Consider the following 16957-nt stretch of genomic DNA (forward strand, 5'->3'; position numbering starts at 1 on the left):
AGAAACCCCGGTGGCGGGCGGCTCCGGCGTCCGTGATCCGGCGGTGCGGGCAAATGGTTCGCCAGTCGATTACGTGAGGTGAGATCCTGGGGGACGTATGTCCAGTCAGCCTGCCTCCGCCCTGCCCGACGGCGCTGCTTCCACCCCGCCCGGCACCCCCGCTCCCACGCTCCCCGCTCTGCTGGAGCGGCTGCCCGAGCTGATGCTGCGCGACCAGCAGCGGCTGGGCCGCCGGCTCGACGGCGCGCGCCGGATCCGCAAACCCGAAGCCCGGGCGGCGGTGCTCGCCGAGATCGCCGGCGGCATCGACGAGGCCGAGCTGCGGGTCGCCCAGCGGCAGGCCGCGGTGCCCGAGATCGGGTATCCGGAAGAGCTGCCGGTCAGCCAGAAGAAGGACGACATCCTCGCCGCGATCCGCGACCACCAGGTCGTGATCGTCGCCGGTGAGACCGGCTCCGGCAAGACCACGCAGATCCCCAAGATCTGTCTGGAGCTCGGGCGCGGCATCCGGGGCCTGATCGGGCACACCCAGCCCCGCCGGATCGCGGCCCGTACGGTCGCCGAGCGGGTGGCCGAGGAGCTGAAGACACCGCTGGGCGAGGCGGTCGGCTGGAAGGTCCGCTTCACGGACCAGGTCGGCGGCGACACCCTCGTCAAGCTGATGACGGACGGCATCCTGCTCGCCGAGATCCAGACGGACCGCGAGCTGCGCCAGTACGACACGATCATCATCGACGAGGCGCACGAGCGCAGCCTCAACATCGACTTCATCCTCGGCTACCTGGCCCAGCTGCTGCCCCGGCGCCCGGACCTGAAGGTCGTGATCACGTCCGCGACCATCGACCCGGAGCGGTTCGCGCGGCACTTCGGTGCCTTCGCCGCCGTGGACGCGACCGAGGGCAAGGGCGCCCCGGATCGTCCGGAAGCCTCCGGCGACGACGAGGCGAAGCCGAGCGCCCCCATCGTGGAGGTCTCCGGCCGTACGTATCCGGTGGAGGTGCGCTACCGCCCGCTGCTGGAGGAGGGCGGCCAGGCCGCGCACAAGCTGGAGGGCGACCGCGACCAGATCACCGCGATCTGCGACGCCGTGGACGAGCTGCAGTCGGAGGGTCCCGGCGACATCCTGGTGTTCCTCTCCGGCGAGCGGGAGATCCGCGACACCGCGGACGCGCTCAACAAGAAGGCCCTCCCGTTCACCGAGGTCCTCCCCCTCTACGCGCGGCTGTCGCACGCCGAGCAGCACCGCGTCTTCCAGCGGCACACGGGCCGGCGGATCGTGCTGGCCACGAACGTCGCCGAGACCTCGCTGACCGTCCCGGGCATCCGGTACGTCATCGACCCGGGCATGGCCCGTATCTCCCGCTACAGCCACCGCACCAAGGTCCAGCGGCTGCCGATCGAGCCGGTCTCGCAGGCCAGCGCCAACCAGCGCAAGGGCCGCTGCGGCCGTACCAGCGACGGCATCTGCATCCGCCTCTACTCCGAGGACGACTTCCTCTCCCGTCCCGAGTTCACGGACGCCGAGATCCTCCGTACGAACCTCGCCTCCGTCATCCTGCAGATGACCGCGGCCGGCCTCGGCGACATCGAGAAGTTCCCCTTCATCGACCCGCCGGACCGCCGCAACATCAAGGACGGCGTCGACCTGCTGAGCGAGCTCGGGGCGCTGGACAGCAAGCAGAAGTCCTCCCAGTCGGGACAGAAGGGGCAGCGGCTGACCCCGCTCGGCCGCAAGCTCTCCCAGCTGCCGGTCGACCCGCGGCTGGCGCGGATGGTGCTGGAGGCCGACCGCAACGGCTGTGTCCGCGAGGTCATGGTCATCGCGGCGGCGCTGTCCATCCAGGACCCGCGCGAGCGGCCCGCCGACAAGCAGCAGCAGGCCGACCAGCAGCACGCCCGCTTCAAGGACGAGACGTCCGACTTCCTCGCCTTCCTCAACCTCTGGCGCTATATCCGCGAACAGCAGAAGGAGCTGTCCTCCTCCGCCTTCCGCCGGATGTGCCGGAGCGAGTTCCTGAACTACCTGCGGATACGTGAGTGGCAGGACATCTACTCCCAGCTGCGGTCGGTCGCCAAGACCATGGGGATTCACCTCAGCGAGGAGGACGCGGCGCCCGACCACATCCACACCTCCCTGCTCTCCGGCCTGCTCTCGCACCTCGGGCTCAAGGACACGGACGCCAAGAACGAATATCTGGGCGCCCGCAGCGCCAAGTTCGCGGTGTTCCCCGGCTCCGCGCTCTTCAAGAAGCCACCGCGCTGGGTGATGTCCGCCGAGCTGGTCGAGACGTCCCGCCTGTGGGCGCGGGTGAACGCGAAGATCGAGCCGGAGTGGATCGAACCGCTCGCCCAGCATCTGGTGAAGCGCACGTACAGCGAGCCGCACTGGGAACAGAAGATGGCCGCGGTGATGGCGTACGAGCGGGTGACGCTCTACGGCGTCCCGATCGTCGCCCAGCGCAAGATCGCCTACGGCCGTATCGACCCGGAGACCTCGCGGGACCTCTTCATCCGCAACGCCCTGGTCGAGGGCGACTGGCGCACGCACCACCAGTTCTTCCACGACAACCGCAAACTCCTCGGCGAGGTCGAGGAGTTGGAGCACCGGGCCCGGCGCCGCGACATCCTCGTGGACGACGAGACGCTCTTCGACTTCTACGACCAGCGCATTCCGGCCGACGTGGTCTCCGGTGCGCATTTCGACGCCTGGTGGAAGAAGCAGCACCGGGAAGAGCCGGAGCTGCTGAACTTCGAGCACTCGATGCTCATCAACGAATCCGCCGAGGCCGTCACCAAGGACGACTACCCGGATTCCTGGCGGCAGGGAAAGCTGAAGTTCAAGGTCACCTACCAGTTCGAGCCGGGCGCGGACGCGGACGGCGTGACCGTCCACATCCCCCTCCAGGTCCTCAACCAGGTCTCCTCCGAGGGCTTCGACTGGCAGATCCCGGGCCTGCGCGAGCAGCTGGTGACCGAGCTGATCCGGTCGCTTCCCAAACCGATCCGCCGTAACTACGTCCCGGCGCCGAACTTCGCGGCCCGCTTCCTGGACACCACCGTCCCGCTGCAGGGCGCCCTGACGACGTCTCTGGCCGCCGGACTGCAGCGGATGGTGGGCGTACCGGTCGAGGCCGCCGACTTCGACCCCGGCAGGGTCCCCGACCACCTCAAGATCACCTTCCGGGTGGTCGACGAGCGCCGCCGCAAGCTCGCCGAGGACAAGGACCTGGAGGCGCTGCGGCTGAAGCTCAAGCCGAAGACCCGGGCGGCCATCTCCAAGGCCTTCGAGCAGGCCGCCGAGCGGCCCGCCGGGGACCGCAAGGACGGCGCGGGCGCCGGGCAGGCACCGGCCGGTCCGGAGCAGCGGACCGGGCTGACCTCCTGGACGATCGGCACGCTGGCGCGCACCTTCGAGACCCGGCGCGGGGGCCAGCCGCTGAAGGCCTACCCGGCGCTGGTCGACGAGGGCAGCAGCGTCGCGGTCCGTCTCTTCGACACCGAGGCCGAGCAGCTCACGGCGATGTGGGCGGGCACCCGACGCCTGATTCTGCTCAACATCCCGTCCAATCCGGCCAAGTTCGCACAGGGGAAACTCAGCAACCAGCAGAAGCTGGCGCTGTCCCGTAATCCGCACGGCTCCATCGCGGCGCTCTTCGAGGACTGTGTGACCGCCGCCGCCGACCGGCTGATCGCGGCCCGGGGCGGTCCGGCGTGGGACGAGGAGTCCTTCCGCAAGCTCTTCGACGCCGTGCGCGCCGACCTGGTGGACGTCACCCTCAGGACCATCCAGCAGGTCCAGGAGGTGCTGGCCGCCTGGCAGGCGTGCGAGCGCCGGCTGAAGGAGACGGCGTTCCCCTCCCTGCTGCCGTCGCTCACGGACATCAAGGAGCAGCTGGCGACGCTGATCAAGCCGGGCTTCGTCACGGCGCACGGCGCCAAGCGGCTGCCGGACCTGATGCGCTATCTGGTGGCCGCCGACCGCCGGCTGCAGCAGCTGCCCACCCACGCCGAGCGGGACCGCACCCGGATGGCGAAGGTGAAGGAGATGCAGGACGAATACGCCTGGCTGCTGGAGCAGTTCCCGCAGGGGCGCCCGGTGCCGGCCGCGGCACTGGAGATCCGCTGGATGATCGAGGAGCTCCGGGTGAGCTACTTCGCGCACGCCCTGGGCACCGCGTACCCGGTCTCCGACAAGCGGATCGTGAAGGCGGTGGACGCCGCGGCGCCCTAGGAACCAGGGCCGCCGGTACCGAGTTCGACCGCACCCCCTGACCTGCTGTAGAGTCTTGCTTCGCAGCCCGCCGCAAGCGGAAAGCGAAACGCAAGGTCCTGTGGAGCAGTTTGGAGTGCTCGCCACCCTGTCAAGGTGGAGGCCGCGGGTTCAAATCCCGTCAGGACCGCATTTCTACGGCCCGCATCCCTCTCGGATGCGGGCCGTACTGCTGTCCGGACCGGACCCCACCGCCGTGCGGCCACCCCCGGACATCGCACGCCTCGTCAGGCCCCGCCCGCACGCCCCGCATCGCGAACCGGCGCCCGCCGCAGTGCCGGCCTCCCGCCCGTCCGGCGGACCGACGGGCACGGCCACTCCCCTTCACCCTCCCCTCCTCTTTCCCCCCTCCCCGCCGACCGGTGAGCGGTCCCGCCGCGGGGCCGCCGCGGGCCCCACCGGAAAGCGGCCCGCACCTCCCTCCGCATCCACCCCCGCCGAATGCGGTGCGTAGCCGGTTTACTGCCCGCCGTATTGACTGCGGCACGTACCGCCGGTACTCACTGAGGAAGGGCATGGGGGCCGGGGAGGTATGCGCAATGACGACTGCGGTACGACACGAGACCAGGGCACTGTTGCGGGCCCATCTGTCGGCGGCCACGGGCTATCGCCATCTGATGCGGCACTGCCCCATCTGCCACCAGCTGCTACGGCTCGCCATGGAGCCGCATACGGCCCGCTCCGGGGGTGCGGCGCCGGCGTCCGCCCCCGCCGCACCGACGGCCGTCCGCGGGCCACAGGCGGCCGAGGACGAAAGTCCCGCAACCGGATGACCAACGGCGCATGCGCCACCACCTGCGCGGTGCCACGCTGTTGGCGTGGCGGAGGGAAGTTCTCTACCGCAGCGGACGTATCGTCTTCAAGCGCCGCGTAGTGTGACGGGTGTCACCGAACAAGTTTGGCGCGATGCGGAACTTACGCACCCCATACAACCGGTCAATTTAATATGTGCAATTGCACTACCTGTGAACGACTCAGTAACGAGCCCTCCGGGTCTGCGCACGAAGACCCCCACAGGACCCGTGAAGGTACCCTGACCGGCGTCCGGGGTGGCGTCGGCGCCGGGGCGACCCGGCCGGCCTGAAGGGCGCTGGAGCGGGCGCACACAAAAAGATCGCGCTGGACCCGGCGGAGTCCAGCGCGATCGATGACGTACCCAGATGGAGCGGGTGTGGGGCCTGTTGGGGCAGGCGCCGCGTCGTATGAAGCTGTGTGGAGCGTGGTGAAGCAGGTCGAGCTAGGGGTGCAAAGCAGGCATTTTCGGGTTGGGGGCCCCGAAAACGACCTGGTTATGCGGTTGTTCAGGCCTCGCTGCGCTGCTGCGGGATACCCGCGAGCAGTGCGCGGACCTCAGCCTCGCGGTAACGCCGATGCCCTCCGAGCGTGCGGATGGACGTGAGCTTGCCTGCCTTGGCCCAGCGGGTCACCGTCTTCGGGTCCACGCGGAACATCGTGGCGACCTCAGCAGGCGTAAGCAGCGGCTCGGCGTCAGGGGTGCGAGCGGTCATGAGCGGCCTCCTCGGGAGAACCGAACCATCACGGTTCTTTCCTCTAAATTCTGCACCTTGACCCACGTTGCCCGAAATGGCGGACGCGGGCCGAGTCGGTTATAGGACGAACGGCTTGTCCTCGGCACTACAACTACACCATCTGTCCAGCCACGTCGGCCAAACCGATGGAATTGCCCTCTCAGGTGTTCAACCTCGGCGGAAGCCGATGGACCGTGCCATAGCGGACAGTCACCCGTCCGTGACGATCAGTCACAACGTGATCAGCCGCCACGAGACCCCTCAAGGAGCGCAATACCGATCTATCCGCCCTTAGTTGGACGGAAGGAGCCCACGTCGGGCTCCTTGTCCTATTTTGGCACGAGGGTATGGCTTGGGAGCAAGACCCGAAGTCAGTGCTTTAGGTCACGCTTGAGGCAATCGCCCGGATCAGGACCTACGTCCCTTCCCGTGCGACCACCGGAAAACGAACGCGGAGATTCCGCTTCATGAATCTTTGCACCACACCGGCGCTCAGCTGGAGAACTGGCGTTCCCGCACCGCTCGCCACCGCTGGGCAAGCTTCTCGTACGCGACCCCGGCCCGCTCACCGTCCCCGTCGCGCAGCGCCGCCAGACCCTCCGCCACCTCGGCGGCGGACCGGTCCTCGGCAAGCTGCTCCTCGGGCACCGCGTGCACCAGCCCTCCGTAGTCCAGCTCCACGAGCGAACGCGGATGGAATTCCTCGAGCCAGCGCCCCACATCTACCAGGCCGTCGATCAGCGGCCCCTCTTCCAGGGCGTCCCGCAGCGTGCGCAGCCCCCGCGCCACCCGCCGCCGCGCCTCCACCATGGGCGTCCGGTAACGCATCACGAGCATCTGGTCACCCTTCGTGTACTCTCGCTCGCCGTCGTCGAACAGCACGAACCAGCGGACCGGGACGTGCCAGGCCGCCCCGCGGATCCAGGGTCTGGCGTCCGGGTTGCGCTCCCGCCACCGCTCGTAGTCGGTGGCCGCCTGCAGGCGCACCACCGGGGGCAGCGCGGCATCCAGCACGGACGCCGGCAACAGCTCCTCCAGCGCCTCCAGGGCCTGCCAGCCGCGCAGCCGGGTGCGCCACGGACAGACGCAGGTCACCTCGTTCAGGACCGCGATGAAGGCGTCCGCGCTCTCGTGCACCGGTACCGGCACGGGCGGGGTCGCCAGCAGATCGGCCAGCGCCCGGCGCTGCTCGTCCTGGGCGGTGGGGGTGTCCTCCCGTTTGGCGTAGCGCGCCCAGTGGGAGCGTTCCGGCTCGGGGAACGCAGCCAGCGGCTCGTAGACCCGTAGATATGCCATGTACGGGACCTTCACCGACGACGCCAGGGCCACGCCCGCTCCTTCAAAGGGGAAGTCCACCGCCGGGAGATCCCGAGAGCCCCCGCCGGCCTGCGATACGACCAGATCGTCCCATGCCCGTCCCCCGGGAGAGGGTGATCCTGGGCACCCGACCGATCAACCGGCCCCGCAGGTCTTACGCTCTTTTCAACCGGCCCTCCCCACCCGAAGGAGGGCATCCCTCGCGACTTATGGGAGTCACCACAGTGACTGACGTACGTCCGGCCCACGCCGGCACCGACGGCGGCGTTCTGCACACCCTGTTCCGATCGGAGCAGGGGGGCCACGAGCAGGTCGTTCTCTGCCAGGACCGTGCCAGCGGCCTCAAGGCCGTGATCGCCATCCACAGCACCGCCCTGGGCCCCGCCCTCGGCGGTACCCGCTTCCACGCCTACGCCTCCGAGGAGGAGGCCGTGCTGGACGCCCTGAACCTCTCGCGCGGCATGTCCTACAAGAACGCCCTCGCCGGGCTGGACCACGGCGGCGGCAAGGCCGTGATCATCGGTGACCCCGACCTGATCAAGACCGAGGAACTCCTGCTCGCCTACGGCCGGTTCGTGGCCTCGGTCGGCGGCCGCTACGTCACCGCCTGCGACGTCGGCACGTACGTCGCCGACATGGACGTCGTCGCCCGTACGAACAAGTGGACCACCGGCCGCTCCCCCCAGAACGGCGGCGCCGGCGACTCCTCCGTCCTGACCGCCTACGGCGTCTTCCAGGGCATGCGCGCTTCGGCCCAGCACGCCTGGGGCGACCCGACGCTGCGCGGCCGCAAGGTGGGCATCGCGGGTGTCGGCAAGGTCGGCCACCTGCTCGTCGAGCACCTCCTCCAGGACGGCGCCGAGGTCGTCATCACGGACGTGCGCGCCGACTCGGTGGCCCGGGTCCGGGCCAAGTACCCGCAGGTCACGGCCGTCGCGGACACCGATGCGCTGATCCGCACCGAGGGCCTGGACGTGTACGCGCCGTGCGCACTGGGCGGTGCGCTGAGCGACGATTCGCTGCCGGTGCTGACCGCGAAGGTGGTGTGCGGCGCGGCCAACAACCAGCTCGCCCACGCCGGCGTCGAGAAGGATCTGTCCGACCGCGGCATCCTCTACGCCCCCGACTACGTCGTGAACGCCGGCGGCGTCATCCAGGTGGCCGACGAGCTGCACGGCTTCGACTTCGACCGCTGCAAGACCAAGGCGGCGAAGATCTTCGACACCACGCTGGCGATATTCGCTCGCGCGAAGGCCGACGGCATTCCGCCCGCCGCGGCCGCCGACCGCCTGGCCGAGCAGCGTATGGCGGAGGCCCGGCGCGCCTGACCCGGGCCCGAAATGCGGCCTTGTCGGCCGGAAAGACAGCCTTGCGCGGCCCGCCACGGGCGGTCGGGGGAGACATCCCTCACCACCCGTCGGCGGGTCGCCGTACGGGACAGGTTAAAATCGCAGTTGACCAGCGGGGACGGGGCACCTTGCCGGTCGTGCCGAGCGGCGGGTGATGCGGGCGACGTACCGTATGGCCGCGGAAGCAGGTACCGTTAAAGCCCTACGGGCCGGTCTCTCTGTCGAGAGTCCGCTCTGATCCATGAACGCGTGTCAAGACTCTGGGGCCATCGAGCCCCGTCATTGAGGGGGTCGACCCATGGGGCGCGGCCGGGCCAAGGCCAAGCAGACAAAGGTCGCCCGCCAGCTGAAGTACAGCAGCGGTGGGACGGATCTCTCACGACTGGCCGACGAGCTGGGTGCATCACCGTCGAACCAGCAGCCTCCGAACGCAGAGCCGTTCGAGGATGACGAGGACGACGACCCGTACGCACGGTACGCAGAGCTGTACAACGACGACGATGAGGACGACGGCGACTCGTCCCAGCAACGTCGTCGCGCTTGACGTTCTGCGCTCGCGGCACCCGCAACAGCATCGCGGACCCGGTCCTGGGCTTTGCCCGGACCGGGTTCTGTGCTGCCCGGATGACCGTGGTGACCGGCGCCGTACCGACGGCTGCCGGAGAGGGTCTCCTCTCCCACGGCCGGCGCGCGGCCATGGGAGAGGTCCGTCCGCTCAGCTCGCGTAGTCACCGGTCAGGGTCACAGCCTCGGCACGGTCGCCGCGGTCGGTGATCTCGCCGCTGACCCAGGCGTCCACACCGCGGTCGGCCAGCGTGGTCAGGGCGGCCTCCACCGACTCCTGCGGAACGACGGCGATCATGCCGACGCCCATGTTCAGGGTCTTCTCCAGCTCCGGGCGCGCGACCGAGCCGGCCGAGCCGACCAGGTCGAAGACCGGGCCCGGCGTCCAGGTGGCACGGTCCACGGTGGCGTGCAGCCCGTCCGGGATCACCCGGGCGAGGTTGTTGGCCAGTCCGCCGCCGGTGATGTGCGAGAAGGCGTGCACCTCGGTCGTACGGGTCAGTGCCAGGCAGTCCAGCGAGTAGATCTTGGTGGGCTCCAGGAGCTCCTCGCCGAGCGTGCGGCCGAACTCCGCGACCTCCCGGTCCAGGGCCATTCCCGCGCGGTCGAACAGCACGTGGCGGACCAGCGAGTACCCGTTCGAGTGAAGCCCGGAGGACGCCATGGCGATCACCGCGTCGCCCGTACGGATACGATCCGCGCCCAGCACCCGGTCCGCCTCGACGACGCCCGTACCGGCGCCGGCGACATCGAACTCGTCCGCGCCCAGCAGCCCCGGGTGTTCCGCGGTCTCGCCGCCGACCAGCGCGCAGCCGGCCAGCACACAGCCCTCGGCGATGCCCTTGACGATCGCGGCGACCCGCTCGGGGTAGACCTTGCCGACGCAGATGTAGTCGGTCATGAACAGCGGTTCGGCGCCGCAGACGACCAGGTCGTCGACGACCATGCCGACGAGGTCGTGGCCGATGCTGTCGTAGACGCCCATCTTGCGGGCGATGTCGACCTTGGTGCCGACGCCGTCGGTCGCCGAGGCCAGCAGCGGACGCTCGTAGCGCTTGAGGGCGGACGCGTCGAAGAGGCCGGCGAAACCGCCCAGGCCGCCGACGACCTCGGGGCGGGTGGCCTTCTTCACCCACTCCTTCATGAGGTCCACGGCGCGGTCGCCGGCTTCGATGTCGACGCCCGCGGCTGCGTAGCTGGCACCGGAGGATTCAGCGGACATGGCTGAGCACTTTCCTGTCGTGTGTTGTACGAGCTCTACGGGCGACGCAGCGCGTCGGCGCCGCCGACCCCGGCGGTGAGCGTCTGGACGCCGTCCACATCGGACTTCGTCCGGCTCGCGGTCTCCGACTCCAGGAGGTGCTTGCCCAGCAGGTCCGGGTCGGGCAGGTCCATCGGGTACTCGCCGTCGAAGCAGGCGCGGCACAGGTTCGGCTTGGCGATCGTGGTCGCCTCGATCATGCCGTCGATGGAGATGTACGCGAGCGAATCGGCGCCCAGCGACTTGCCGATCTCCTCCACGCTCAGCCCGTTGGCGATCAGCTCCGCGCGGGTGGCGAAGTCGATGCCGAAGAAGCACGGCCACTTGATCGGCGGGGACGAGATCCGGATGTGGATTTCGGCAGCACCGGCCTCGCGGAGCATCCGGACCAGGGCACGCTGGGTGTTGCCGCGGACGATCGAGTCGTCGACGACCACCAGGCGCTTGCCGCGGATGACTTCCTTGAGCGGGTTGAGCTTGAGACGGATACCGAGCTGGCGGATGGTCTGCGAGGGCTGGATGAAGGTCCGGCCGACGTAGGAGTTCTTGACCAGGCCGGAGCCGTAGGGGATGCCGCTGGCCTCGGCGTATCCGACGGCGGCGGGCGTGCCGGACTCCGGCGTCGCTATCACCAGGTCGGCGTCGGCCGGCGCCTCGGCGGCCAGCTTGCGGCCCATCTCCACACGGGAGAGGTACACATTGCGGCCGGCGATGTCGGTGTCCGGGCGGGCGAGGTAGACGTACTCGAAGACACAGCCCTTGGGGCGGGCCTCGGCGAAGCGGCTGCTGCGCAGACCGTTCTCGTCGATGGCGACCATCTCGCCGGGCTCGATCTCCCGGATGAAGCTGGCGCCGCAGATGTCGAGGGCTGCGGTCTCGGAGGCCACCACCCAGCCGCGCTCCAGGCGTCCGAGGACCAGCGGGCGGATGCCCTGCGGGTCGCGGGCGGCGTAGAGCGTGTGCTCGTCCATGAAGCAGAGCGAGAAGGCGCCCTGGACCTTCGGCAGGACGCGCGGGGCGGCCTCCTCGACGGTCAGCGGCTTGCCGTCCTCGTCGACCTGGCCGGCCAGCAGGGCCGTCACCAGGTCGGTGTCGTTGGTGGCCGCGACCTGGGTCGCCCGGCCGCCCTCACGGGGCAGCGCGGCGACCAGATCCGCCAGCTCGGCGGTGTTCACCAGGTTGCCGTTGTGGCCGAGCGCGATCGAGCCGTGCGCGGTCGCACGGAACGTCGGCTGGGCGTTCTCCCACACCGAGGCACCGGTGGTGGAGTAGCGGGCATGGCCCACGGCGATATGGCCCTGGAGAGAGCCGAGCGAAGTCTCGTCGAAGACCTGGGAAACCAGGCCCATGTCCTTGAAGACGAGGATCTGGGAGCCGTTGCTCACCGCGATGCCCGCGGACTCCTGTCCACGGTGCTGCAGCGCATACAGCCCGAAATAGGTGAGTTTGGCGACCTCTTCACCCGGAGCCCAGACACCGAAGACGCCGCAAGCGTCCTGGGGGCCCTTCTCACCGGGGAGCAGGTCGTGGCTGAGTCGTCCGTCACCACGTGGCACGGCACCGAGTCTAGGGCAGGTCGCGCATTCATCCGAACCGGGGATGGCCTCGAATCTGGATGAGTGCATGAAAGAAGGGCCGCCGGGGATGACGTGCCCACGCCGCACAAAGGGCAGCTCGCGGCCCCGGCGCACCGCGGATCCCTTGGCTCACCTGGCGTACCGCCGGGAGCGGGGTCCGCGGCGCCGGCCGTGTGGATCTTGCCGCGCGGGGGCGCGTCCCGCTCCGTGTGAGATGCGCGACGCCCCCCGCGGCCGGCGGTCGGTACCGGGCGCCGGGCCGTGGCCCCCCGGACCGTGCGGGACGCCGGGCCCGCACCCGTCAGCTCAGCAGGGGCAGAAAACCGCCGATGTCGGACCGCTCGCCGCTGGCGCTGACGGTCGCCGCGTCCCGTTCCGCGGCCCAGGACGTCCGGCCGGTGGCCAGCCGGATCCAGGTCAGCGGATCGGTCTCGACGACGTTCGGCGGGGTGCCGCGGGTGTGCTTGGGGCCCGCCACGCACTGCACCACGGCGAACGGCGGGATGCGCAGCTCCACCGATCCGCCGGGCGCCCGGTCCGCCAGGGTGTCGGCCAGCAGGCGGGTCGTGGCGGCCAGGGCCTGGCGGTCGAAGGGGATCGTGGCGCCGGTCGCCGCCGCGAGGTCGTCACCGTGCACGACGAGTTCGAGACAACGGGTGACGAGGAAGTCGGCCAGCGGCATCGCCCCGGGCAGGACCGGCACCAGCCGGTCGTCCGGCTCCTGCGCGACGGCCTCGGCGAACTCCGCGGCGGTGCGTTCCAGCAGCTCCACGGGGTCGTGCGCGTCGGCCAGGGCGCGGGTGCGCTCGTCGACGTCGGAGGCGAGCGGCGCGGCCACCGACGACCACTCCAGCAGGGTGGCCTCCGCCCGCGCCGGCACCGGCCGCTCAAGACTGCGCGCCACGCTCCCCACCGCCATGGACAGATGCGCCACCAGCTCGCGCACCGTCCAGTCGCCGAGCCGGGTCGGCAGCGCCAACTGGCCGGGCGCGAGGGCGCGTACGGCCTCCTGGACGTGGGCGAGCTGGGCCGTGACGGCGGTACGGGTCTTCTTCGGGTCGTACCGGCGGGGACGCGGCTTCCGGGTGGCGGGAGGCATGTGCCTCAGCCTACGAGGCACCGCCGACAGTCGCCCGTGGATCGGGGCGACGGACCGCGCGGGCGCCCGACCCGGCCCTTCGCGGGACCCTGCGGACAACTCCGCTCTCCCAGGGGCCGGTTGGGCGCCGCGCGGGGATACGGGGGGGCGGCGGACGCCTGCCGGCGGGGAACCCGGCCGGCCGGGTTCCCCGCCCGCCGATCAGCTCGCCGGTGTCGTCAGCGGCGCCCCGGCCTCGAACAACTCGCCGTTGCGCGGAACGCCGATGCCCTGCCAGGTGAACGGGAGGCCACGGGCGACGACCGGGTCGGCGGCGTCCATGAGCTGGAAGTGGACGTGCGGCTCGCTGCTGTTGCCGGAGTCGCCGCACTGGCCGAGGGTCTCTCCGGCCCGCACCCGGTCGCCCGTACGGACGGTGAGCGAACCGCGGCGGACATGGGCGTAGAGCGCGTGGACGCCGTTGCCCAGGTCGAGGATCACATGGTTGCCGAGCATCAGGCGGGCGCTGCCGAGCGCACGGGCAGGGCCCTCCAGGGCGAGCAGATAGAGGGCCGCGGGCCAGGACGTACGGCTGAGATGGTCGCGCTGACCGTCCCGGGCATGGACGACGGTGGCATCGGCGACGGCGAACAGGGGCGCACCGAAGGCCGGGAAGTCGTCGTTGCGGCGGACCAGGGGCCACCAGCCGAAGGCGGGCCGGGAGCCCGGCTCCGGTTCCGCGACGATGTCGATCGCGTACGTCTGCCCGTAGGCCCGGGTGCCATGGCTGGGGACCTTGTCGGCGGGGCTGTTGAGGGCCTTCCAGCGGCCGGTGACCGGAGCGGCGACCGCTACGGGTTCGGGCTCCGGGCCCGTCGCGCCGTCCCCCTCCGCGCGGGCGGCCCGGCGGTTCACCCCGAATCCGATCAGTATCCAGAGCCCCAGCGGAATCCAGCCCCACACGTACGGAATGTGGACGAAGAAGCTCGCGACGACGATCGCGAGGAAGGCGAGCAGGCAGGCGCGGGCGGCGATCCTGGAGAGCTTGTGCACAGTTGCGGACGTCATTCCGTCTCCCCCGTGAGGTCGGTATGGCCGGGCGTCAGCACCCGGCGGCGGTCAGCATCACCAGCAGCGGTACGACGCGGGCGGCCGGAATGTCGTAGCGGCCGCGGGCGGCCGTCTGCAGCCAGCCGGCCGCGGTCAACTGCCGCAGGTGGTGGTAGATCTGGCCGGTCGTGCCCGTGCCGTCGAGCTCGGTGAGCTCGGCGGCGGTGCAGCGCCCGCCGAGGATCTCGCGCAGCAGCCGCAGCCGCATGGGCTGGCCCAGCGCGGCGAACGATTCGGCGGTGTCCGCCCAGTCGTCGTCCAGCAGGGTGTCGGTGGCCAGGCCGTACTGCCACTCGTAGCGCAGTCCGGTCGGCGTCCGTACGGCGCCGGTGAAGAGCACTCCGCCGTTGTCGGCGCCCAGTTCGGCCCACTGCTCCTTCAGGCCGCGCAGCGCCCACAGCTCGTCGTCCGGCTCCCGCTCCGGTGAGGCCGCCGGCCGGGCGGCGGCCTGTTCCAGCGCGGCCAGCCGGCGCTCCAGCTCGGCCACCCGCTGCTCAAGATCCATAGTAAGAGATTACGTAATTACGTAATCCTTGGCAATGGCTGCCGGCAGGGAAAAACGGCGACGGCCCGTCCCCGTAGTGGGGACGGGCCGTCGGACCGTCAATGAGGGCGCGGCGCGGCGCCCGGGTTCCGTCTCAGGCGAGGAGGCCCGGGATCGTCGCCTCGTGCGCGTCCTTCAGCTCGCTCAGCGGGATGCTGAACTGCCCCTGGACGTCGATCTCGTCGCCGTCGACCACACCGATCCGGGTGGCCGGCAGCCCCCGCGCACCGCACATGTCGGTGAAGCGGAGCTCCTCGCTGCGCGGAACGGCCACGACGGCCCGGCCCGCCGACTCGGAGAAGAGCAGCACGAAGGGGTCCAGCCCGTCGGGAACGACGAGGCGGGCGCCCTTGCCGCCGCGCAGACACGACTCCACCAGGGCCTGGACCAGACCGCCGTCGGAGAGGTCGTGCGCGGCGTCGACCATGCCGTCACGGGAGGCGGAGATCAGCACCTCGGCCAGCAGCCGCTCGCGCTCCAGGTCCACCTTCGGCGGCAGACCGCCGAGGTGCTCGTGCACCACCTGCGACCATGCCGAGCCGCCCAGCTCCTCGCGGGTGTCGCCCAGGAGGTAGATCAGCTGGCCCTCGTCCGCGAAGGCGATCGGGGTGCGGCGGTTCACATCGTCGATGACGCCGAGCACCGCGACCACCGGGGTCGGGTGGATCGCCACCTCACCGGTCTGGTTGTAGAGCGACACATTGCCGCCGGTGACCGGCGTGCCGAGGGTCTGGCAGGCGTCGGCGAGACCACGGGTGGCCTCCGCGAACTGCCACATCACGGCCGGGTCCTCGGGCGAACCGAAGTTCAGGCAGTCGGAGACCGCCAGCGGCTTGGCACCGGAGGCGGCGACGTTGCGGTAGGCCTCGGCCAGCGCCAGCTGCGCGCCCGCGTACGGGTCGAGCTTGGCGTAGCGGCCGTTGCCGTCCGTGGCGAGCGCGACACCGAGGTTGCTGTCCTCGTCGATGCGGACCATGCCGGAGTCCTCCGGCATCGCCAGCACGGTGTTGCCCTGCACGAACCGGTCGTACTGGTCGGTGATCCACGCCTTGGAGGCCTGGTTGGGCGAGGCCACCAGCTTGAGGACCTGGGCGCGCAGCTCGTCCGCGTTCGCCGGGCGGGCCAGCTTGGCGGCGTCGTCGGCCTGGAGGGCGTCCTGCCAGTCGGGGCGCGCGTAGGGGCGCTCGTAGACCGGGCCCTCGTGGGCGACGGTGCGCGGCGGTACGTCCACGATCTGCTCGCCGTGCCAGAAGATCTCCAGCTGCGAGCCGTCCGTCACCTCACCGATGACGGTGGCGATGACGTCCCACTTCTCGCAGATCTCCAGGAAGCGGTCGACCTTGCCGGGCTCGACGATCGCGCACATGCGCTCCTGCGACTCGCTCATGAGGATCTCCTCGGGCGAGAGGGAGGAGTCGCGCAGCGGCACGGTGTCCAGCTCGACGCGCATACCGCCGGAGCCGGCCGAGGCCAGCTCGCTGGTGGCACAGGACAGCCCGGCGCCGCCGAGGTCCTGGATGCCGTCGACCAGGTCTTCCTTGAAGATCTCCAGGGTGCACTCGATGAGCAGCTTCTCCTGGAAGGGGTCGCCGACCTGGACGGCGGGGCGCTTGGTGGGCTTGGTGTCGTCGAAGGTCTCGGACGCCAGGACCGAGACGCCGCCGATGCCGTCGCCGCCGGTGCGGGCGCCGTAGAGGATGACCTTGTTGCCGGCGCCGGACGCCTTGGCGAGGTGGATGTCCTCGTGCTTCATCACGCCGATGCAGCCGGCGTTGACCAGCGGGTTGCCCTGGTAGCAGGCGTCGAAGACGACCTCGCCGCCGATGTTGGGCAGACCCAGGCAGTTGCCGTAACCGCCGATGCCGGCCACGACGCCCGGCAGGACGCGCTTGGTGTCGGGGTGGTCGGCCGCGCCGAACCGCAGCGGGTCGACGACGGCGACGGGGCGGGCGCCCATGGCGAGGATGTCGCGGACGATGCCGCCCACGCCGGTGGCCGCGCCCTGGTAGGGCTCGATGTACGAGGGGTGGTTGTGGGACTCCACCTTGAACGTGACGGCGTAGCCCTGGCCGACGTCGACGACACCGGCGTTCTCGCCGATGCCGACGAGCAGCGCGTCGTTCTCGGGAGCCTTCTCGCCGAACTGCTTCAGATGGACCTTGCTGCTCTTGTAGGAGCAGTGCTCGGACCACATCACCGAATACATGGCGAGTTCGGCGCCGGTGGGACGGCGGCCGAGAATCTCACGAATGCGCTGGTACTCGTCCTGCTTCAGGCCGAGCTCGGCCCACGGCTGGTCGGTGTCCGGCGTCTCGGCCGCGTGCTTGACGGTGTCGAGAGTCATGCTCCGCACCTTTC

12 protein-coding genes and 1 tRNA gene are annotated in these 16957 nt (G+C 70.3%); 5 read left to right on the forward strand and 8 right to left on the reverse strand.

Features of this window, described 5'->3' with window-relative positions; translation table 11 throughout:
- The first annotated feature begins 97 nt into the window (after positions 1–97).
- From hrpA to Scani_RS34725, 3 genes are all read left to right on the forward strand, one after another.
- A complete protein-coding gene (hrpA, locus tag Scani_RS34715) occupies positions 98–4231 on the forward strand; it encodes an ATP-dependent RNA helicase HrpA (RefSeq protein ID WP_159481654.1) in 4134 nt (1377 codons plus the stop codon).
- Positions 4232–4325: 94 nt separating this feature from the next.
- Positions 4326–4400 (forward strand) — tRNA-Asp (locus Scani_RS34720).
- Between the two features lie 409 nt (positions 4401–4809).
- Complete coding sequence (locus Scani_RS34725) at positions 4810–5043, forward strand: DUF6274 family protein (protein ID WP_159481655.1); 234 nt, start codon at positions 4810–4812, stop codon at positions 5041–5043.
- 528 nt (positions 5044–5571) lie between these two features.
- Here Scani_RS34725 and bldC read toward each other — a convergent pair.
- The gene (gene bldC / locus Scani_RS34730) at positions 5572–5778 is read right to left on the reverse strand and encodes a developmental transcriptional regulator BldC (protein WP_003949541.1); all 207 of its coding nucleotides are present in this window, start codon (positions 5776–5778) and stop codon (positions 5572–5574) included.
- 513 nt (positions 5779–6291) lie between these two features.
- A complete protein-coding gene (locus Scani_RS34735) occupies positions 6292–7128 on the reverse strand; it encodes a DUF8083 family protein (protein ID WP_159481656.1) in 837 nt (278 codons plus the stop codon).
- A 197-nt stretch (positions 7129–7325) separates the two neighbouring features.
- On the opposite strand from Scani_RS34735, the gene Scani_RS34740 reads away from it, so the two are divergent.
- Both Scani_RS34740 and Scani_RS34745 read left to right on the forward strand, forming a co-directional pair.
- On the forward strand, positions 7326–8444 hold the full coding sequence (locus tag Scani_RS34740) for a Leu/Phe/Val dehydrogenase (protein WP_159481657.1): 1119 nt from the start codon (positions 7326–7328) through the stop codon (positions 8442–8444).
- Positions 8445–8763: 319 nt separating this feature from the next.
- Complete coding sequence (locus tag Scani_RS34745) at positions 8764–9009, forward strand: DUF3073 domain-containing protein (RefSeq protein ID WP_159481658.1); 246 nt, start codon at positions 8764–8766, stop codon at positions 9007–9009.
- A gap of 171 nt (positions 9010–9180) precedes the next feature.
- Here the strand turns inward: Scani_RS34745 and purM are convergent, their stop codons facing one another.
- The 6 genes from purM to purL all read right to left on the reverse strand — a co-directional run bounded on the left by purM (position 9181) and on the right by purL (position 16943).
- Entirely contained in the window at positions 9181–10251 is a 1071-nt protein-coding gene (gene purM / locus Scani_RS34750) for a phosphoribosylformylglycinamidine cyclo-ligase (RefSeq protein WP_159481659.1), read from the reverse strand.
- Positions 10252–10286: 35 nt separating this feature from the next.
- The gene (gene purF, locus Scani_RS34755) at positions 10287–11846 is read right to left on the reverse strand and encodes an amidophosphoribosyltransferase (protein ID WP_159481660.1); all 1560 of its coding nucleotides are present in this window, start codon (positions 11844–11846) and stop codon (positions 10287–10289) included.
- Between the two features lie 322 nt (positions 11847–12168).
- Complete coding sequence (locus tag Scani_RS34760; protein ID WP_159481661.1) at positions 12169–12966, reverse strand: maleylpyruvate isomerase family mycothiol-dependent enzyme; 798 nt, start codon at positions 12964–12966, stop codon at positions 12169–12171.
- Between the two features lie 201 nt (positions 12967–13167).
- Positions 13168–14013: a M23 family metallopeptidase gene (locus Scani_RS34765; protein ID WP_159481662.1), complete on the reverse strand. Its 846-nt coding sequence runs from the start codon at positions 14011–14013 to the stop codon at positions 13168–13170.
- A gap of 34 nt (positions 14014–14047) precedes the next feature.
- A complete protein-coding gene (locus tag Scani_RS34770; RefSeq protein WP_174872789.1) occupies positions 14048–14560 on the reverse strand; it encodes an ArsR/SmtB family transcription factor in 513 nt (170 codons plus the stop codon).
- Positions 14561–14693: 133 nt separating this feature from the next.
- Positions 14694–16943 carry a phosphoribosylformylglycinamidine synthase subunit PurL gene (gene purL, locus Scani_RS34775; RefSeq protein WP_159481663.1) on the reverse strand — a complete coding sequence of 750 codons (2250 nt, stop codon included), beginning with the start codon at positions 16941–16943 and terminating at the stop codon, positions 14694–14696.
- Between the last annotated feature and the right edge of the window lie 14 nt (positions 16944–16957).

The sequence above is a fragment of the Streptomyces caniferus genome, from assembly GCF_009811555.1.
Lineage (GTDB): Bacteria > Actinomycetota > Actinomycetes > Streptomycetales > Streptomycetaceae > Streptomyces > Streptomyces caniferus.